The 18428-nt window shown below is 60.1% G+C and carries 18 protein-coding genes; 4 read left to right on the forward strand and 14 right to left on the reverse strand.

Features of this window, described 5'->3' with window-relative positions; all coding sequences use genetic code 11:
- Positions 1-46: 46 nt before the first annotated feature.
- From AX703_RS03955 to AX703_RS03985, 7 genes are read right to left on the reverse strand one after another with little or no spacing between them, the layout of a single operon-like run.
- Positions 47-385, reverse strand: coding sequence for a hypothetical protein (locus AX703_RS03955; RefSeq protein ID WP_231735360.1), 339 nt, complete (start codon positions 383-385; stop codon positions 47-49).
- Positions 386-402: 17 nt separating this feature from the next.
- Positions 403-876 carry a hypothetical protein gene (locus AX703_RS03960; protein ID WP_062342808.1) on the reverse strand — a complete coding sequence of 158 codons (474 nt, stop codon included), beginning with the start codon at positions 874-876 and terminating at the stop codon, positions 403-405.
- Positions 873-1331 (reverse strand): cytochrome c, encoded by a 459-nt coding sequence (locus tag AX703_RS03965; protein ID WP_039333864.1) that lies wholly within the window; start codon positions 1329-1331, stop codon positions 873-875. The genes AX703_RS03960 and AX703_RS03965 overlap by 4 nt, the downstream gene beginning before the upstream one ends.
- The gene (locus AX703_RS03970; RefSeq protein ID WP_039333863.1) at positions 1328-1885 is read right to left on the reverse strand and encodes a methylamine dehydrogenase light chain; all 558 of its coding nucleotides are present in this window, start codon (positions 1883-1885) and stop codon (positions 1328-1330) included. Before AX703_RS03970 ends, AX703_RS03965 begins: the two co-directional genes overlap by 4 nt.
- 3 nt (positions 1886-1888) lie before the next feature.
- Positions 1889-2479 (reverse strand): thioredoxin fold domain-containing protein, encoded by a 591-nt coding sequence (locus AX703_RS03975; RefSeq protein ID WP_231735361.1) that lies wholly within the window; start codon positions 2477-2479, stop codon positions 1889-1891.
- Positions 2476-2961: a MauE/DoxX family redox-associated membrane protein gene (locus AX703_RS03980; protein ID WP_062342812.1), complete on the reverse strand. Its 486-nt coding sequence runs from the start codon at positions 2959-2961 to the stop codon at positions 2476-2478. Before AX703_RS03980 ends, AX703_RS03975 begins: the two co-directional genes overlap by 4 nt.
- 1 nt (position 2962) lies before the next feature.
- Positions 2963-3988 carry an amine dehydrogenase large subunit gene (locus tag AX703_RS03985; protein ID WP_231735362.1) on the reverse strand — a complete coding sequence of 342 codons (1026 nt, stop codon included), beginning with the start codon at positions 3986-3988 and terminating at the stop codon, positions 2963-2965.
- 352 nt (positions 3989-4340) lie between these two features.
- On the opposite strand from AX703_RS03985, the gene AX703_RS03990 reads away from it, so the two are divergent.
- Positions 4341-4985 (forward strand): TetR/AcrR family transcriptional regulator, encoded by a 645-nt coding sequence (locus AX703_RS03990; RefSeq protein ID WP_231735366.1) that lies wholly within the window; start codon positions 4341-4343, stop codon positions 4983-4985.
- Here AX703_RS03990 and AX703_RS03995 read toward each other — a convergent pair.
- Complete coding sequence (locus tag AX703_RS03995; protein WP_039333860.1) at positions 4963-5448, reverse strand: Lrp/AsnC family transcriptional regulator; 486 nt, start codon at positions 5446-5448, stop codon at positions 4963-4965. The genes AX703_RS03990 and AX703_RS03995 overlap by 23 nt on opposite strands.
- A gap of 141 nt (positions 5449-5589) precedes the next feature.
- On the opposite strand from AX703_RS03995, the gene ald reads away from it, so the two are divergent.
- Positions 5590-6705 (forward strand): alanine dehydrogenase, encoded by a 1116-nt coding sequence (ald, locus tag AX703_RS04000; RefSeq protein ID WP_062342817.1) that lies wholly within the window; start codon positions 5590-5592, stop codon positions 6703-6705.
- Here ald and AX703_RS04005 read toward each other — a convergent pair whose 3' ends face one another.
- The 3 genes from AX703_RS04005 to mdlC are packed head-to-tail and all read right to left on the reverse strand — an operon-like array spanning position 6706 to position 10099.
- Positions 6706-7206: an aromatic-ring-hydroxylating dioxygenase subunit beta gene (locus AX703_RS04005; protein ID WP_062342819.1), complete on the reverse strand. Its 501-nt coding sequence runs from the start codon at positions 7204-7206 to the stop codon at positions 6706-6708. It abuts the gene before it with no gap.
- Complete coding sequence (locus AX703_RS04010) at positions 7203-8546, reverse strand: SRPBCC family protein (RefSeq protein ID WP_062342821.1); 1344 nt, start codon at positions 8544-8546, stop codon at positions 7203-7205. Before AX703_RS04010 ends, AX703_RS04005 begins: the two co-directional genes overlap by 4 nt.
- The gene (gene mdlC, locus AX703_RS04015; protein WP_062342823.1) at positions 8543-10099 is read right to left on the reverse strand and encodes a benzoylformate decarboxylase; all 1557 of its coding nucleotides are present in this window, start codon (positions 10097-10099) and stop codon (positions 8543-8545) included. The genes AX703_RS04010 and mdlC overlap by 4 nt, the downstream gene beginning before the upstream one ends.
- Positions 10100-10233: 134 nt before the next feature.
- On the opposite strand from mdlC, the gene AX703_RS04020 reads away from it, so the two are divergent.
- The gene (locus AX703_RS04020) at positions 10234-11148 is read left to right on the forward strand and encodes a ketopantoate reductase family protein (RefSeq protein ID WP_062342825.1); all 915 of its coding nucleotides are present in this window, start codon (positions 10234-10236) and stop codon (positions 11146-11148) included.
- A 20-nt stretch (positions 11149-11168) separates the two neighbouring features.
- Here AX703_RS04020 and AX703_RS04025 read toward each other — a convergent pair whose 3' ends face one another.
- Entirely contained in the window at positions 11169-13745 is a 2577-nt protein-coding gene (locus tag AX703_RS04025; protein ID WP_231735364.1) for a TonB-dependent receptor, read from the reverse strand.
- Positions 13746-13836: 91 nt separating this feature from the next.
- Positions 13837-15468, reverse strand: a complete 1632-nt coding sequence (locus AX703_RS04030) for a sulfotransferase (protein WP_062342845.1) — start codon at positions 15466-15468, stop codon at positions 13837-13839.
- Positions 15469-15548: 80 nt separating this feature from the next.
- Here AX703_RS04030 and AX703_RS04035 point away from each other — a divergent pair, with 80 nt between their 5' ends.
- Positions 15549-16850 carry an amino acid permease gene (locus AX703_RS04035; RefSeq protein WP_062342829.1) on the forward strand — a complete coding sequence of 434 codons (1302 nt, stop codon included), beginning with the start codon at positions 15549-15551 and terminating at the stop codon, positions 16848-16850.
- Here the strand turns inward: AX703_RS04035 and AX703_RS04040 are convergent.
- The gene (locus AX703_RS04040) at positions 16804-18405 is read right to left on the reverse strand and encodes an NAD(P)/FAD-dependent oxidoreductase (protein WP_062342847.1); all 1602 of its coding nucleotides are present in this window, start codon (positions 18403-18405) and stop codon (positions 16804-16806) included. The genes AX703_RS04035 and AX703_RS04040 overlap by 47 nt on opposite strands.
- Between the last annotated feature and the right edge of the window lie 23 nt (positions 18406-18428).

The following is an 18428-nucleotide window of genomic DNA, read 5'->3' on the forward strand; positions in this document are numbered from 1 at the left end:
CACGCGCCGAACCGCAAGATATTGCTGGAATTGAGAAACTTCTGAATCAGGCACTAAGGCTGTAGTCCGACATCGAAACGCCACGCAGCGAGAAGATTGGCGTATTGTCGCCCACGATCGATGTCAGCTGGAGATTGGCAACCTTGGTGACGAGGCTGTCAACATTGACAACCCGTGATTTGGAGAGCGTGTCGCCGCCGATCGCTGAGACGGAGATCGGAACGGACTGCAGGCTTTCGGCACGCTTTGTCGCCGTAACGACGATCTCGCCCTCTGGTATTGCTTCTTCGCTCTTGGCATCCTGGGCAAGAGCCGGTGTCGCGACGAGAACGCATGTTGCGGCTACCCCAGCCAGCGCGATCCCACGGAAAAGACGTTCCCTCATTGTCTTTGCTCCCATGTTCAGGGTGATTGCGTTTGTGTTCTTTCCTGCTCGAACCCTGCGACAAGCCGCGCCCTCATCGGCGCTCTTTCCAGTCTCAGGGGGTGGCGCCGCAGGCTGCCGATTTCCTGAGCCGTGTATGGTCTGAAATCGGTCGGCATGTGCGCCGGGTCGTAAGTGTAGAGTGTCCAGTTCAGGAGGTTTGCCAGACGCACGTCATCGAGATCGACGGTCGAGACACCCGGCACCCTACCGAGAAATTCTCGCCCGCCGGGGACCTGTAGAAATCGGGCGACAACATTCTTCATCGGCGGATTGGAGCGATCATCGCCGCCGCCATCGGGGCGATGGCACCCCTGGCACTTCAGTATGTAATCGATCCGAGCCTGCTGTGGATTGCTGACGCCACGCATTACCGGCTCGCCCGCCTCGACGCCGGCCCCCGCTGCCAGCGCAGCGAGGACGGCAACCAGAGCGAGCGCCAGGCGCTTCATTTCCCGCCGGCTCCCGAATGAAGCCTTGCGACATCCGCTGCAGAGAGCGAAGCGCCGGAATCGCGATGGGCAGCAACCTCCCTATCGCTGTACGGCGTGAATTTCGGCCCGGTCTTTGCGACCTGCGTACCAATATGGTTTAACACCGCGGCCACCGCAGCATCGTCCAGCACTTGAGCGGGCATGACACCGCGATAGGGTTTTCCCTCGACCGTGATCGGGCCTGACAGACCGCGCAGCACTGCAAGTGCAAGATAGCGGCGCCCTGCCGGCTTGGTTGCCAAGGCCCGAAAATCCGCCCCGAGCGGAGGGTAGGCACCCGGCACACCCGCACCAGTCTTGGTGTGGCACGCAGCGCAGCGCTGGAACACTGCCGCGCCATCGGGGGCGGCAGTGGCAGGCAGCGCCACTGCCGCCATCACCATGACCGGGATCAGACCGACCAGCGCTCTCATTTCGGTGCGTCCAACGCTACGCCGACGATCACTGCGGTCGAGCAGTTGTAGATGCTGCTTTCCGTGCCCAGGCACCAATTGTAGTCGTTGTTCGATTGCGGGCGGACTTGTGGACGGTCCCCTTCGTTACGGTTGCACAGGCACTGTCCGCACGAGGAAATGCCGCAGCAATCGTTGTAACTGATCACGTAGGCGCGGTTGTCGGCCGGGTTGGTGCACGTGCCGATCCACGTAATCGGCGACATTTCGGTGCCGGGAGGGCAGGAGCTGACAGTCCCGCCGCAGCACGAGCACAAGAACCCGTCGATCGCGCAGTAGCGCCAGTAATCGCACGAAGACTGATCGCCCGGATCCTGCGGATTGCCGGATGAGATGGGAGCGTGCTTGCCACCATCGGCATGCGATGATCCGCTTGCCGCCCGGGCAACGGGCAGGACCGGAAACACTGCCGCACCGGTAATCGTCGCTCCCAGCCAGGCGAGAGTGCTGCGCCGCGATGTTCCCCGTGCAATGCTGCGGGTCAGGCGCTCAGTCCACTTGTCGAAGCCAGCCATTGATCAGGCCTCCTTTCGGCGTGCGAGAAATTCCTGGATCGAGGCAACACCGCGCTCCTTCGCCTCGAACAAGCTTTCCAGATGCTCGCGGCTGTTGACGAGACCGAGCGAGGCAACGCGCCCATTTTCGTCCAGCAGGACCGCATAAGGCAGTTTGGAGACACCGAATGCCCTGCCGACCGCTTCGGAAAGGACCATGGGGACACGCTCGAGATCATGCGTGCCGCGGAGCCGCAGGTATTCAGCCTTGGTTCCATCTCCTGCGATTACGACATCAAGCCAATCGGCTTCGGCGCTCGCCGCCGATCGCACAACTGGCAGCAAGGTCTTGCAAACTGGGCAGTCAGGCGAGGCGAAGAACAGCAATTGGCTGCGCCCTTCCCGCTTGCCACCAATCTCGATGGGCGCGCCCTCGATCGTGGTGACGGTCATCGGACTGGCGACTTCTCCGATCTCCACCTTCTGGTGCAGCGTCAACGCGCCAGCGGGGGCAATGCGTTCATGGAGGATGCCAACCTGGCGAGCGAGGGCCGCGATCAACAAAGCCTGCACGACCACAGCGGTCCACAAGAGAATCTGGGACGTCAAGATCACGATTTCCTCCAGCGTGGAAGGGGAATGGCCAGCAGTTCCGAAGCGGCGAGATAGAGCGCCAAAAGGCCGGCGGCAGCAAATGGAGCGTCAACTCCGATCGATGCCGCCGGCAGGGTGGAAGCGATAGCGGCAAGCAGGGCGAGCACTGTGGGACGAGCGATAGTCAGCCAGCCAACCAGCTTCTCGCGACCGACAAGATCGCAACCGCAGTCGAGACTCTGCCCCCGATGTGCCAGCAGGGCTGCGGCATAAGCCAACCACACGACCATACCCAGTATCGCACCGGTCTTCTGAAGCGGCGCAACCAGCAGGCAAACAGCGGCTGCTACTTCCAGCGTGCCCGCAATGATGAGAAACAGCTGACCTTGCGACGGCATGCCGACCAAGCGTGCTGCGGCAATGGTCAGACGCCGATGAGAAACTGCCTTGTGCACGGCTGATCCGGCAAGCAGCATGGCGAGAAAGATAACGACCGGGGCCATATCAGGGTGCCGTGATCAGGATGGGATTTGCGCCACCTGCAGTGCCGAGGGAGCGCATGAATGAGCCGGTGGCGGCATCGTGAATATCGATGACCCCGTCACCGCGAGCGACAACAAGTTGCGGCTTGCTTTCCCTTGTCAGCGCAATTGCCGACGCCATTGCGCGCAGGGGAATGCGAGCCACGCGTGCCTTGGACGCCGTATCGACGACCCAGACCTCCGTCCCGCCATCCTTATGGCTTCCCTCTCGGCCATTAGGGCTCATCAGAACGAACAGCTTGCCGGCCCCATCGGTTGCGATCACCTGCCAGCCGCCCGGCCGCCATTCCGGCGCGCCACCTTCTGCGGTCCCGATGTTGAACGAGCCGCCGAGCGCGCGCGCAACATCCCCCGAAAAATCAAAAGCCTGGATCTGTCCACGGTAGCTGACAAACCATGCCGTGCGCCCGACCCATGCCGGGGTGCTGAAAAGCGGCTGATTGTCGATATCCTGAACCGTCTCAAGCGTCCTCGACGACACGGCCTGTCCGTCAGCGCCAAGCTTCACGCTCAAGATTGAACCATCCGCACAGAAGCTTGAGAAGCCGCGCTCACCAGTGGGATAAATCTGCGCGCAGCCGGGGAGATCGACTTCCGCCAGGACCTTCCGCGAGTCGAGGTCGACAACGCTAACTGACTGAGCAGGTGTGAAATTTGCGACAAGTGCCCACTTGTCCGCATTGGTGAACTGGAACAGCTGCGGATAGGTGACCGACTGCTGGCGCTTGCCGCCCGGCAACACAATTTCACCTTTCGGCTGAAGCGTGGCCATGTCCCAGATGGTAATCGCATCTGTCCGATCGCCACGCGTCAAGCGCGAGTAGAAGGTCTCTGCAGTCAAGACCTCTCCGCGCCGAGGGGAGACGAGCATGTTCGCGAACTGCGCAGCGCGCACGATGCCCTTCAGGGGCTGGTCTTCGGACGAGGTGTCCACGAGCATGACCCGACCATCAAGGATCGAGCTGAAATGGAAATCGTGGATCAGCACCCATGCCGCAGGCCAGGCTGTCGGCAAACTCCGGATTGAAGGAATGGGCTCTTCAGGTAGCGGCTCGGGAAACCGGGAAGTGGCTTTTACGGAGTTAGCAGCAGCAACCCCGGCAACCGCACTGACCGCCAGTGTGAAAGCCATGGTCAATCCAACAATTCTCATGCCGGCACTCCCCTTGTCCGCCGAGCCCGCTCATCGGCTGCGAACCATAGTCTCAGAGGAGCAACAAATCTGTCAAGTGACCTAAATTTCCTTTGTGACAGGGTTCCGAAGTGGCGATATGTAAGAATTGAGTAGAAGGGTTATTGTGATGAATCAGGCTGATGATCCGCCGAAGTACGTGACGGACATGGTCATGCCGGAGCGAGAAGGCGGGTACGTCAAAGGTAATGAAACTCGCGAACACATTCTTCGCACGGCGCTGTCCATCCTGATCGAAGAGGGATACCGGGCTATGTCGATGCGCCGAGTCGCGGCTGCCAGCGGCATGAAGTTCGGCAACCTGACGTACCATTATAGAAGCCGGGAAGACCTGGTTCGGGAGCTTCTCGAAGCCGTGATCCGCAGTTACGAACTCGAGTTTGTCGAGATCGTGCACATGCCGGGAGTACCGGCAGAGGAGCGGCTATGCCGGATTTGCAATCTCATCCTGGACGACATCCGATCGAAGAAGACAACCAATTTCTTTCCGGAACTTTGGGCGCTGTCGAACCACGACACGTTCGTTCTGGAACGCGTTCAGGAACTCTACGTCCGGGCTCGCGCCCCCCTTCTCGAGATCATCGCCGAAATGCGTCCCGATCTGGATGAGGCGAGCCGGGAAACGGTGGCTCTCTTCATTTCGGGATCGATGGAGGGAATGACCATCTTCGCTGGGCACGGCAAGCCGTTCGAACGCCGGATGCCGCAGATCGAACGTATTGCAGCGCGTTCGTTTGTACTGCTGGTCAAGACGATAAGCGAAAGCGAGATCAAGGGGCTTGGCCACTCCTGATTGCGCCAATCCTGACGGGATAGCCCCGCATCTGCTTTATCCGGCGCAAGGAAAAGCTGGATCTCATCGCAGAAACACCGGGCAGGCGAGCAAGGCACTCGCGGTGCACCCAGTCGTATTGCTCCAGATCCTTTGCCGCCACGCGCAGAATGTAGTCCGCTGCACCGGACATCAAATGACATTCGAGAATTTCGTCGAAATCGCAAACTGACCTTTCGAAGCGGTCCATCGCCTCGCGGCTCTGGCTAGTCAGCGTGATCTCCACGAATACCTCGACCGACAGGCCAAGTGCACGTGGATCCAATACTGCGCCATACCGCGCAATGACGCCGCTCTGCTCCAGCGCCTTGATGCGACGATGGCAGGCGGAAGAGGACAGAGCGACCTTCTCCGCAAGGTCGGACACGGACAAGGACGAGTCGTTTTGCAAGGCTTCAAGCAGGGCGAGGTCTGCACGGTCCAAAGGACAATATCCCATTGATCTCCGATTATGCGAAGAATATCACCACCATGAAGCTGTTCAACGCGAAAATTAGGCAAAAACTGCCGGCCATACCGCGATACTCTGCCCGCACTGAATAGACCTGCTTCTGGGAGCGATTCAATGCGCGTCGGCACCGTCAAGGAAATCAAGAATCACGAATATCGCGTCGGCCTGACGCCGGAAAGCGTTCGGGAATTGGCCGCACACGGACACGAGGTGTGGGTGGAGACCGGCGCTGGGAACGGCATTGGGGCCAGTGATGCGGACTACGAAGCCGCCGGCGCTATGATCAAAGCTGACGCCAAGATCGTCTTCGACGGCTGCGAGATGATCGTGAAGGTCAAGGAACCGCAGGCGGTCGAGCGGGCAATGCTCCGCAAGGGCCAGATCCTCTACACCTATCTCCACCTCGCTCCGGATCCCGAGCAGACTGCCGATCTGGTAAAGTCCGGCGTCACGGCCATCGCCTACGAGACGGTTACGGGCACGGGCAACACCCTGCCTCTTCTCAAGCCGATGAGCCAGGTTGCAGGCCGCATGGCAATTCAGGCGGGCGCGACGGCTCTAGAAAAGGCACATGGCGGACGCGGCGTGCTCCTCGGTGGCGTACCCGGCGTATTGCCCGGAAAGGTCGTCGTGATCGGCGGTGGCGTCGTCGGCTTCAACGCGGCGCAAATGGCCGTTGGGCTTGGCGCGGACGTCACGATCCTTGATCGTGACCCGGACGTGCTCGAGCGCCTCGACAACCACTTCGAAGGCCGCGCCCGCACGCTCTATTCAGGCAAGGCTGCGCTTGCCTCTCTCATTGCCGATGCCGATCTGGTCATCGGTGCAGTGCTCATCCCCGGAGCAGCCGCGCCGAAGCTCGTCACGCGCGACATGCTGTCGACCATGAAGCCAGGCGCCGTTCTGGTGGACGTTGCCATCGATCAAGGCGGGTGCTTCGAGACCTCGAAGGCGACAACTCATGCCGAGCCGACATACATCGTCGATGGCGTCGTTCACTATTGCGTGGCGAACATGCCTGGCGCTGTGGCACGCACCAGCACTTATGCCCTGAACAACGTCACCCTGCCCCACGCGCTGCGCATTGCCAACATGGGCTGGATGGCAGCGTTGAAGGCCGACCTCAATCTCGCCGAGGGTCTCAACGTTCACGAAGGCAAGGTTACATATCAAGCCGTTGCCCGTGAACTCGGGTACGACTTCGTTCCGGTTGGAGAGGTCCTCGCCTGATCAGACGGCGTTGATATCAACCACGGTAGGGATCGTGTCGTTGAGAAGAGTGATCTTCTTGCGTGCGATCCGCCACCTCCCGTCGGAGATGACCAGACGGTACTCGTATCGGCCAAAAAAGCAGTCCGACCGGTTCATGCGCACGTCATGGCGGTGGCAGTTAAATGCTGCGCACACTTCGGCATATCCGTCCCCTGCGTCAGTCAACAGAACGTTCGTTACCTGGTGAACCACGCGGGGCAAAGGCGAAGAAGCGGTAGACAAACCGGACGTAAGCCGCATGACCCGATCCTCAAGGTTGCGGCGCCCCCTGTAGTAGATCAGCGACAACTCTCGATCCGGGTCATCGGTAAGCGTCACTTCATCACGCCACGCCGGCATCCAGAATTCCACGTCTCCAGTAAACAGGTCGAGCCACTCGTCGAAGCGACCAGTATCGATCAGCAGGGCCTCCAGATAAAGGAGTTCCTCGGCCTGCTCTCGCGTCATCGCTGGCGTCATTCCGCAAACTCCGCGCTCATGCGCTTTGCCCACGCACGGTAGTAGCTGTGATACAGCGTCTCGTCGCAAAGCTGGGAATCAGCCAGAACACTGCGTTCCGGGTAGAGATCAATTCTGTCCGAGAAGCGATTTCCCCCTATGGCGGACGCCGTCATCCCTCGTGCGTAACCCTGTAGCCAAGGTTCGATTTCTGCAGCAAAGCCGATCTGGCAGTTCTCGTACGATACCGTGTCGTCGGGCGTGGCCATGCCGGTGGGATTGAAGAAATCCTCGTACTGGCGAATGCGTTGACGCCTGGCGGCATCGCTCTCCGCTCTCGGCGCGATGCACCACGTTCGCATTTCCGTTAAGCCCGGCCCGAGCGGACGTATCACGCGCAGCTGGCTTGAAGCATTCTCCGCAATCTGTAGGTTCGGAAAGATGGTGAGGTTGCGCATGTTGAACATCCAGTCACGCCTAGCCTCGCCATGTTGCGCAGCAAGCGCTTCCGCCCGTTCATACAGGGGTATGGCCGGCGTCACGCCAAACACGCCCCAGTTCAGCACGTGCCCGTTGGCGAAGCTAAAACTGCCACCGCCGATACCTTTCGTATCCTCCTTCCAGTAATCGCTGTTTTCCCAGACCGAAGCGACGACGTCCGCGCTCAGCTCCTTCTGCCGCTGCTCGAGAACTCGGATGTAGGACGGGTGAGCAGAGGTGAAGTGATAAGCGTCCGAACAGTTCTCCAATTGCAATTTCCAGTTGGCCTCGAAGGTAAAGGTGACCTGACCGGGTACAAGCTCCAAGCCATCGGCGCTCTGGTCGGCAACGAGATCGAGCAACTTGGCGGCCTCGCCAAGGTATTCCACCAGAGGCGGGACGTCTGCCGCCAGACTACCAAACAGGAAACCGCGATAGTTGGAAAACTGCGCCAAAGGCACGAGCCCGTGATTGTCCTGATCGAAGGCCTCCGAATAGCACCCGGCCGCCTTCCATTTCACCGCCTTGTTCCTGCCCGCGCTGTCGAACGACCAGCTGTGGTAAGGACAGACGTGCAGGCGCGCGTTGCCCTGTCGCACCTGCGCCAGGCGCGCTCCCTTGTGAGGACAGGAGTTTATGAAGCCTCGCAGGATGCCCTCACCATCTCGCTGGACGAGGACCGGCACCCGCCCGGCGAAAGTCGTGAAAAAGTCGTGTGCCCCGCTCGCCTGGCTTTCCAGTCCGAGGAATATCCAGCCGCCCTCGAACAATCGCCGGATCTCGGCGTCGAAAACGCGTTGATCGGCGAAGATCGCACGGCTCACGCGGAACACGCCTTCATCAGGTCTGTCGTCAATGAGGTCTGTAAGACGCAGCGTCATGCCACAATTGCTTCGACAAGCGTGGGCTCCTTCGAAGCCAGCGACCATGAAAGCGCGGCATCAAGCGAGGCTGCGTCAACAGCCCTCCGCGCCGTCAAGCCATGGCCTTCGGCGATCTTGCAGAAATCGAGTTCCGGAAACTTGGTCCCGACGAGCTCCTGCATTCCGAAGTGATGCCCGAAATGGTGTAACGCTTCGTAGCGGTTGTTCTTGATTATGATGAAGCTGACTGGAAGCCCATGCTGTACCGCTGCGTGCAAGCCCTGGATTGCATACATGGCAGAGCCATCCCCAAGTACGGCAACCACCTTCTCCTCAGGACGCGCCATCGCCATTCCCACTGCGGCCGGCAGGCCATGCCCCAAACCGCCGCTGGCCGTGGTGTAGAAGGTATCCTTCTGCACGATCGGCAACCGGTCATGCATTGCGCCACGACTTGACGGAGCTTCCTCAACGATAATGCTGTGCGGATCACGCAAGGCCGCAAGTCGTTGCAGGACGAACGCGTCCGACATGACCGCACCATCGAGCGGCTCAGGGTGCAGTCGCGACATGGGTGCCGTTCGCTGCGCAAGGCCGCCTTCGGCAAGCAGCGAGACAATCGCATCTCTGCAATTGCCAACTATTGCCGTTCCCGCTGGCGCCCATGCTGCGTGCACATGATTGTCGCCGATCAGCCAGACTTCACAGCTTTCGGGAACATGGAGTCCGCCTCCCTCGACATGATACAGATTCATGGGTCCGCCGAGGGCCAGAACGAAGTCATATGGAGCAAGTGCGGAAACGATGGCTTCCCGGGCCGCCGTGAGAAACCCGGCGAAGAGCGGATGATTTTCGGGAAAGCTGCATCGTGCGGACATCGGCGCAACCCAAACCGCGGCATTGTGCCTTTCGGCCAGCGCGACGACCTCATCCCACGCCCCGTCGCGCGCAACACCTGCTCCGACAACGAACGCAGGGCGATCGGAACGTGCTAGGGCATTGGCGCATTCGGCCAGTGCAATGCTGTCCGGAGCGCGGGCGGGATGGACTTTGCGTAATACAAATGGCTCGCACTCGCGATCCCAGTCGTCGATCGGGATCGAAACGAACGTGGGGCCTCGGGGTGGCTCCATCGCCACCAGCCAAGCGCGGTGAAGGGCTGCAGGAACATCTTCCGCGCGCGCCGGCTCGCACGACCATTTCACGAATGGCCGAGGAAACTCGCTGGCGCGCTCTGCGAACAGGAATGGCTCATATGGCAGTATGGACCGAGCCTGCTGCCCAGCCGTCACCACCAGCGGCGTCTGGTTCTTGTACGCGGTAAACAGGTTTCCCAAAGCATGCCCGACCCCGGCCGAGCTATGGAGATTGACGAGCGCCGCACGGCCCGTTCCTTGTGCATATCCATCGGCCATGCCGAGAACGATGCTTTCCTGCAGCCCCATCACATAGCGAAAGTCCGCCGGAAAATCCCGGAACATCGGCAATTCGGTAGAGCCCGGATTTCCGAAAACCGTCGTCATCCCAACTTCGCGCATCACCTCTAGCGAAATTTCTCGAACTGTCGGCATCTCGCTCCTCTAGGTTCACCCGGTGCAAAGCATGGTGCGTCATTGGCATGCGCACAATTGTTATATCTTGCTGCCCCCAGTAAGTGAAACGGAGTTGGGCACACTTTGTAAGCCCACCCCGCTTGGGAGGGAACATGGAACGAGTGGTGGTGGTAGGTGCGGGAGCGATGGGATGTCTTTTCGCCGGACGTCTGGCCCGTGCAGGAAAAATGGTCACCTTGGTGGACATCGATGCGGACCGCCTCGAGCAGATTGCAAAAAGGGGCGTCGAACTCCACGACGAATGCGGCAACTGCGTGATGGCCGTAGGCACTGCCCTGGCAGCCGACGCACCCAACGCAGATCTGTTGCTGCTTTTCACAAAGGCCATGCACAGTCGTGCTGCGATTCAATCCGTTGCCCGCCTTGCAGACGGGCATTGCTGTGCATTGACCCTTCAAAATGGCTTGGGAAATGCCGAGGCCATTTCGGAGGTGTTCACGCCAGACCGTACGCTTGTCGGCGTGACAGACTGGCCAGCGGACCTGTCCCCTCCCAACGCCGTGGCGGCGCACGGGACGGGCCACGTCTGGCTTGGATCGTTCACGGCAGGTGGACAAAGCTCGGCAGTCGAAGCTGTCAAATGTCTCAATGCTGCAGCAATGCAGGCGCAGCATGATCCCCTCGTGCTTGCAGCAATCTGGGAGAAGGCAGCCTTCAATGCCGCACTGAACGCGCTTGCGACCATCCTCGACCGTCGTGTTGGTGGCCTCGATTCCCCGGAAGGCCGAAGAGTTGCCACAGCAGTAATCGACGAGACGATCGCAGTGGCGAACGCGCAGGGCATCCGGATGGATAGGGACCGCCTCCTGGCCAAGACCGATTTCGCGCTCACCAACCACCGGGCGCACAAGCCGTCCATGCTACAAGACAGACAGGCAGGTCGCACAACGGAGATAGAGGCGATCAACGGTCAGATCATTGCAGCAGCAAAACGAGCAGGACTTGCCGCCCCGGTTACCGAGACGCTCGCCGAACTTGTCAGGATGGGCGAGCCCGGCCGGATTTGATCGGACCGGGCGCCGCATTGTCAGAACTTTGCGCCGGCCCTCAGCCCGAACATGCGCGGCGTTGTAGGCACGATGTAGGGACGCTGCGTGCAGGCGCCGCACTGAACGAAGCGCGACAATTGGCCACGTTCGTCGGTCAAATTGCGAACAAAGGCTTCGATCGAATAACTCGACCACTCACCCCCGATCGCAAGATTGACTTGGCCAAAGCCCTCTAGCCGCCCCTGCGCCGCTGCAAAATCAACGCGAAGGTCCGAGCTTGCGGAACTTTGGTATGTCGCGTTGACTTGTCCGTAGACCTTGCCCTCGCCCATCGGCACCGTGTAGCGTGCGGTTCCGCTCATCTTCCACTGCGGAGTAATCGGAAGGCGGGTTCCTGCCGGCGCCTGCAGCGAATTATCGGGGTCGGAGCAGGTGAAGGTAGGATCGATGGCTGCGCAAAGATTGTTGCGGATTTTCGCGTCGGTATAGGCACCGGACAGATTGATGCTCAGCCGATCCAGCGAAATCGCTGCATCTAAGTCAAAGCCACGAATCCGCGCATTCGGACCATTGGTGATGATTGTGAAGCTGTTTGGGCCAAGGTAAGAGAACTGGAAATTTTTCCAGTCCTGCTGATAAACCGCACCATTCAGGCGTAGCAGGCCGTTCGCCAGCGTCGTTTTGAAGCCAAGTTCGTAGTTGGTAAGGTAATCGGGCTGATAAGCGCCGAAGTCGCCTCTGCGGTTGATGCCGCCCGGACGAAATCCGCGTGACACCGTAGCGTAAGCCAGCACGTCGCTGTTCGGCTTCCAAGTTGCATTGAAGCGGTATGTACCGCCCGAACCGATCGCCCTGACCGGCTTGACCTCACCATTGATAACGCGCCCGAGATTGTTGCAGGGACTACCCGCAACGACAGCCGGCAACAATGTGCCCGAGCCGGTACGCTGCCAATCACCGTTCTCGTCCTTGGTGAACAGGCGTTCGCCGTTGCTTGTGAAGCAACTACCTACGCCTGTGGCGAAGCTGCCGGCACCATTGAACGGAGTGTCGTTGAAGTCGCTGCCGGGATTCCTGCCGAAGCCGAAGAAACCGATCAACGAGTTGTCATAGATAAAGGCGCGGCCACCTGCTGTCAGCGTCACCGTCGGTGACAAGTCCAGACTGAACTCCCCGAACATCGCATAGTCTTTGTCGACGCGCTTCTGTTGCGTGAGCCAGAGCGTGCCCGGGAAGCCATTCACCGAAACAAGCGGACCAAGATTGTTGATCTTGTAGTCCTGATGAATGAGGTTGGACTGATACTGGTAGAACAAGCCCCCAACGAAACGAAAGGCCTCTGTCGAAGGGGAAGCGACCCGAAACTCCTGACTGAATTTCTTGAAGTGATCGGTGCCGATCACGTTCTGCCGAGGATCAATCGTGTTTCCGAGAGAGTCCTGATAATAGAAGTAGTTGGCCAAGCCGCCAACGGATTCATACAGCGAATCGTAAGCTTCCGAATAGTCGGTATAATCGCTTGACTGGAAGGTCTTGCGATCAAGATACGCGCCTGCGTAAGTCACGTCCCAGTTGCCAAACTTGCCCTCGATCGTCAGCGCAGCCTGCCAGAACTTGTCGTTGCGGAACTCCGGGAAGAAGTGCTGCACCTGAAGATCACCGACCGACGGATCATATCCATAAGACCCGCGGCTCTTGGTTTCCTGGTACATGAACTGCGGCGTGACGGTCCAGTTTTCGTCCAGATCGACCTTGAGCGCAGCGCGGCCACCGTAGATGTCGGTGTAATTGTAGTCCTTCTTGACGAAGGCCGCGTTGTTGACGCTGACGCCATCCTTGATGCAGCCGTTGATGTTATCTTCGTCGTCGAATGTCGGCGTGCCGCAGAACGTGCGCGTGCCTGGCACATTATCGATGAAGCCGGCATCGCGCTGATACCAGCCCACCACACGCAAAGCCGCGTTGGAGGACAGCGGCGCGTTGATCATGCCTTCGAGCTTGTAGCCCTGTCCGCCCTTGTGGACCGTGTTCACCTCGCCGTCGACGCTGCCGTAGAAGCCGGACGTATCGGGCTTGTTGGTGATGATGCGAATTGTCCCGGCCTCGGACGATGCCCCGTAAAGCGTGCCCTGCGGGCCAGAGAGGCTTTCGATGCGGGCGATGTCATAGACATGCACGTCAAGGTTGCCGCCGATGGTGGTAACCGGTTGCTCGTCGAGATAGACCCCGACCGACGGCAGCGAGCCAGAGTGATTGCCATCGCCGCCCGAGGCCACACCGCGCATGTAAACGACGTTCGTACCTGGCGTTCCGCCGAGCGCCTGGAACGTGACCGATGGCAGCTGCTGCGCATAGTCGGTGAAGCTGGCGACCCCGAGCTGCTCCAGCTTCTGCGTGCCAAGCGCCTGGATCGAAATGGGCACGTTTTGCAAGTTTTCACTGCGCTTTTGCGCGGTAACGATGATGACGTTGGGATCGGATTCCGCAGCATCCGTCTGCGCCTCTTGCGCCATCGCCGGAAAACTAACGGCCGCCCCCGCCAGCATGAGAACCTTGGCCAACTGCGTACGACGATTGATCTTCGTTTGCCCGCGCATAGCAGAATTTACCCTCATGTTTCTGTTTTGCGCGACGATGCTGCTCTTGTGCGATCCTTATCGTCAAGCGGGATACTGCACGAAGCGAGCGTTAACCCTGCAGGCGTGGCTAATTTACAACGATGTCGGTTCCGAAGTCTGCCGGCGCGTCCGGATAGGCCTCGAGAACGTCACCCAACACCGACTTTAGAGGCTGCAGCCATTGCTCGAAAGGCTTCCATGCCTCTGTTCCATCGCGAAAAATCGGGCGACGCACCTGTTCCGAACTTGCAGTCCTCACTGCACGTTCGGTCTCATGGAACGTCAGGCAAGACTCCTCGAATGGCAAGCCGCAATGGGCCAGCAGAGCCCTAACTTCGGCTTCCGTCTGCTCTACCATCCGCTCGTATATCACTCTGTGCACGACGCCCGGGAGCACCTGATCAAAGTGCGCCATCGCCCGCACATAGTCGCGGTAATAGCGGCCCATGTCATCCAGCGAATAACTGAAGCCCTGCCCCCGCGCGAAATGCTGCTTGAAGTTCGAGAAGCAGCAGGCGAGCGGATGACGACGGGCATCGATAATCCTGGCGTTCGGCAGGATCGCATGGATAAAGGGCACATGCAGCCAGTTGTTCGGCATCTTGTCGATGAACAATGGCCGTGCCGTATGCCGTTGCACCCGGGTTCGCGAAAGATAGGCTTCGCCAAGCTTGCGCAGTTCGTCACCATCGAGAGCTGACAGCGCTTCGGGATAGCCTTCGACACTGCGTGCAAGGAAGCCGATGTCGGAGAGTTCGCTCGTACCTTCCACCTGCGAGTGACTGGACAGGATCTGCTCGACCAGCGTCGAGCCCGCGCGGGGCATGCCAAGAACGAAGATTGGATCAGGCGCTGTGCACCCCTTCCCCTGCAATCCAGCGACGACAGCCGGCGTGAAAGCTGCGATCGCAGCATTCACGTTCTGGGTCGTATCTTCCGCTCGATATGGTATCCGACGACGACGCAACTCGTTGCCTGCCGCGTAGTGCGCAAACGACGCCTCTGCCTCTCCTCGATCCTCGAAAGCCTTGCCCAGCGCGAAATCGAGATGCCAGCGATCTTCCGCAGTGAGGTCCGTCCGCGCCAGTGCCTGCTGCATGGCCGCCATGTCGTCATTGCTAAACTTCACCGTCTTCAAATTTGCAAGGCTCCACCAGGCCTCACCAAGCACTGGCAGAAGTTCGATGGCCTTGCGGTAGGCGGCGATACCCTCCGCCTGCCGCCCAACGGTCTTGAGCATATGACCATAGCTCATCCAGACGCGGGGCTGGTTGGGCGCTTGCCGCAGCACTTGTTGGTAGAGCGCAAGAGCCTCGTCGAACTCGCCTATGCGGCCATAGGCAGCTGCCTGCAAGTTGGCGTGCCCGGCGTTGTCCGGATCGTCAGCCGTGACTTTTGCAAGCTCTTCCAACGCCTCGGGCGCACGATTTGTGCGGTAGAGGACCAAGGCGAGGTTCGCCCTTGCTGCCGTGAACTGCGGAGCAAGCTCGATTGCCCTGCGCAACAGGTTCTCCGCGTCATTATAGCGCCCGATACGTCCCGCCAGTTCGGCAAACAGTCGGATGGCGCGGACATCGAAGGGATCGTCCTTCAGCAGCGACCGCAGAAGCGGCTCGGCCGTTGGCAAGTCGTTCTCGTTCATGGCAACCGCCGCACGGACAAGCCGCGGATCGTAGACCGGTGCAGCAAGGTGCGGCGAAGACGTGGTCACATTGGTCATCAACTGCATCACAAACATGGTGACGCCTCGCGATCAAGCGCTAGTCTTCACCCAAGCACAATGAAGGGAACCAGTTGCCAATGATCGCGACGCGCAAGCTGGGCTTCTGGATGACGCTGGCGCTGGTCGTTGGCAACATGATCGGTTCGGGAATCTACATCCTGCCCGCAACGCTTGCACCCCTGGGTCAAAACCAGTTGATTGGCTGGGCGGTGACGATCACCGGTGCGCTGTGCCTTGCTTTCACCTTTGCCCGCCTTGGGGCACGCCTGCCGTTGGCGGGAGGACCCTATGCGTATGCGCAGACCGCATTCGGACCGGTTGGAGGCTTTGTAACTGCCTGGTCGTATTGGACAATGATCTGGGCGGGCAACGGCGCCGTAGCAGTCGCGGTCGTATCCAACCTGAGCCTGATCTTTCCCGTCATGGGCCGCGTTCCCGGGTTTCCTGCGATCATCTCCGTCGGGTGCGTGTGGTTGCTCACCGCGGTCAACATTCGGGGTGTCCGCGCCGCTGGCGATGTATCGGTTGTCACCACAGTACTCAAACTGGTGCCGCTGGTTGGCCTTATTGGCCTGACTCTGTGGTTGCTGCTTACTGGCGCCCCCCGTGCAGTGCAGCCTGCGGTGCCGCTGTCAGGCACGGTGGTTGCAGCGGCAGCTGGCCTCACCTTCTGGGGCTTCCTCGGCCTTGAGTCAGCAACCGTCCCTGCTGACAAGGTGGAGAACGCCGCCTCGGTCGTCCCGCGCGCCACACTGATCGGCGTCGCACTGACCGGGTTCGTCTACATCGGCATTTCCACCGCCTTCGCACTTTACATGCCCATGCAAGCTGCCGCCGCATCTCCTGCGCCAGTGGCCGATTTTCTCGCGCGGTTCTTCGGGTCCGGTGTGGGTCAGATCGTCGCAGTCTTCGCCGCGATCAGCGCGTTCGGCACGCTCAATGGTTTCATCCTTCTTCAAGGCGAAGTGCCTTGGGCTATGGCGAAGGGCGGCGTCTTCCCGCGCTGGTTCGCAACAGAAGGGTCCCGCGGCACACCGGTACGCTCGCACCTGGTTTCAAGTGTCTTGCTGAGCATCGTGACCTTGCTGAACTTCGGTCGCGGGATGGGAGACCTCTTCGCATTCATCGCCTCCGTAAGCCTCGCCGCCGGCATGCTGTCCTATTTCCTCGCCATGCTCTCGGCCGTGCGCCTGCTACCGGGCGAGCGCATTCTGGCCGTCGCAGCTCTCATCGGAGCAGGCTTCATTGCCTGGGCGGCATGGGGCCTCGGCGGCGAAGCCCTCTCTTATGGCGCGGGCTTCATTGCGCTCGGCTTGCCGGTCTATCTCTGGGTCAGGAGCGATGCAGCAGCTTCCACAGCACTGAACGGTCACGGATGATCTCGTGCGCCGCGTTGTGGCCGGGCGCTCCGGTCACGCCGCCCCCCGGGTGGGTTCCCGATCCGCACATGTAGAGGCCCTTGATCGGCGAACGATAGTCACCATGACCAAGCACCGGGCGCGCAGCCCAAAGCTGATCGAGGCCCATGGTGCCGTGGAAGATGTCGCCCCCGATAAGCCCGAACTTGCGCTCCAGGTCCAAAGGCGAATGTATCTGCCGTGCGATGACTGCACCCCTGAAGTTCGGCGCATGCTCGGTGACCGTATCGATGATCAGGTCCGCCACTTCTTCGCGATGCGCGTCCCAATCAATGTTCGGATCGAACTGCTGGCAGAACAGGCTCGCTACGTGCTGCCCCGGAGGCGCCAGACTGTCGTCGACGGTGCTCGGGATCTTGATCTCCACAATCGGCTTCTTCGACCAGCCGTGCTGCTGGGCATCGATGAAGGCCTGATCCATGTAATCCATGCCTGGCGCGATGATGATTCCGGCCGTGTGATGTTCGGCCTGTTCCTTGCCGGGCAGCACAGTGAAATCCGGCAGTTCGGATAACGCGACATTCATGCGGAAGGTGCCGGAACCGGTCTTGTAGCCCTTTATCCGGCGGTTGAAGTCCTCTTCGAGATCCGAGGAGTCGACAAGTTGCCGGTAAAGCAGCGCGGGGCCGACATTGGCAGCGACGATCGGCGCGTAAAGCTCTTCGCCACCTTCCAGCTTCACGCCCGCAGCCTTGCCGTTGCTGACCAGCACCTTGGAAACCGGTGCTTCAAGGCTGATCTCGACGCCGACCTCGGCACAGGCCTTGGCCATCGCCTGCGTGATCGCGCCCATGCCGCCGACAGAATGGCCCCAGGCGCCCAGTTTGCCGTTTACCTCGCCAAAGACATGGTGGAGCAGCACATAGGCAGAGCCGGGCGTCGAAACGCCAGCATAGTTGCCCACCACCGCGTCAAACGCGAATGCCGACTTGACGTGATCGTCCTCGAACCAGCCATCAAGGAAATCGCGCGCCGACTTGGTGAAGATATCCAGCAGGTCACGCTGCGTTGCCATGTCGAGCTTGGCGATCGGCCACCCCTGCATTGCAGCAGACTTCAGCGCAGCAATGCCGCCACCAACATTCGGCGGCGTCTGCAGCGAAATGTCGCGCAGCACGTTGGCGACCTTTTCCAGCGCGGCGTCGTATCTGGGATAGGCCTCGGCATCCTTCGTGGAAAAGCGCGCGAACTCTGCCTCCGTGCGCCCCGGCCCGCCACCCAGCTTGAGGTACGTATCGGGAAACGGAAAGAAGTTGCTGATTGTCCGCTCGATCACGCGATAGCCATGATCGTGGAGCTTCATGTCTGCGATCACCTTGGGCCGCAGCAGGCTGACAGTGTAGCTCGCGGTCGAGTTGCGGAAGCCGGGGTGGAATTCCTCGGTGACTGCTGCGCCACCGACAATGTCGCGACGTTCCAGCACGCGCACCTTCATTCCCGCCCTGGCGAGATAGAATGCGCAGACCAGGCCATTGTGGCCGCCGCCGATGATCAGTGCGTCGTAACGGTTGGACATGCGATAATTCCCCGAAACCATCG

Origin of the sequence: Novosphingobium sp. CCH12-A3 (genome assembly GCF_001556015.1) — a bacterium.
GTDB classification, from domain to species: domain Bacteria; phylum Pseudomonadota; class Alphaproteobacteria; order Sphingomonadales; family Sphingomonadaceae; genus Novosphingobium; species Novosphingobium subterraneum.

What these genes read in the sequence shown, in the direction of transcription:
- AX703_RS03955 (WP_231735360.1), bottom strand. Translation starts at nt 385, where the DNA reads ATGAGGGAACGTCTTTTCCGTGGGATCGCGCTGGCTGGGGTAGCCGCA.
- AX703_RS03960 (WP_062342808.1), bottom strand. Translation starts at nt 876, where the DNA reads ATGAAGCGCCTGGCGCTCGCTCTGGTTGCCGTCCTCGCTGCGCTGGCA.
- AX703_RS03965 (WP_039333864.1), bottom strand. Translation starts at nt 1,331, where the DNA reads ATGAGAGCGCTGGTCGGTCTGATCCCGGTCATGGTGATGGCGGCAGTG.
- AX703_RS03970 (WP_039333863.1), bottom strand. Translation starts at nt 1,885, where the DNA reads ATGGCTGGCTTCGACAAGTGGACTGAGCGCCTGACCCGCAGCATTGCA.
- AX703_RS03980 (WP_062342812.1), bottom strand. Translation starts at nt 2,961, where the DNA reads ATGGCCCCGGTCGTTATCTTTCTCGCCATGCTGCTTGCCGGATCAGCC.
- AX703_RS03990 (WP_231735366.1), top strand. Translation starts at nt 4,341, where the DNA reads ATGGTCATGCCGGAGCGAGAAGGCGGGTACGTCAAAGGTAATGAAACT.
- ald (WP_062342817.1), top strand. Translation starts at nt 5,590, where the DNA reads ATGCGCGTCGGCACCGTCAAGGAAATCAAGAATCACGAATATCGCGTC.
- AX703_RS04005 (WP_062342819.1), bottom strand. Translation starts at nt 7,206, where the DNA reads ATGACGCCAGCGATGACGCGAGAGCAGGCCGAGGAACTCCTTTATCTG.
- AX703_RS04010 (WP_062342821.1), bottom strand. Translation starts at nt 8,546, where the DNA reads ATGACGCTGCGTCTTACAGACCTCATTGACGACAGACCTGATGAAGGC.
- mdlC (WP_062342823.1), bottom strand. Translation starts at nt 10,099, where the DNA reads ATGCCGACAGTTCGAGAAATTTCGCTAGAGGTGATGCGCGAAGTTGGG.
- AX703_RS04020 (WP_062342825.1), top strand. Translation starts at nt 10,234, where the DNA reads ATGGAACGAGTGGTGGTGGTAGGTGCGGGAGCGATGGGATGTCTTTTC.
- AX703_RS04025 (WP_231735364.1), bottom strand. Translation starts at nt 13,745, where the DNA reads ATGAGGGTAAATTCTGCTATGCGCGGGCAAACGAAGATCAATCGTCGT.
- AX703_RS04030 (WP_062342845.1), bottom strand. Translation starts at nt 15,468, where the DNA reads ATGACCAATGTGACCACGTCTTCGCCGCACCTTGCTGCACCGGTCTAC.
- AX703_RS04035 (WP_062342829.1), top strand. Translation starts at nt 15,549, where the DNA reads ATGATCGCGACGCGCAAGCTGGGCTTCTGGATGACGCTGGCGCTGGTC.
- AX703_RS04040 (WP_062342847.1), bottom strand. Translation starts at nt 18,405, where the DNA reads ATGTCCAACCGTTACGACGCACTGATCATCGGCGGCGGCCACAATGGC.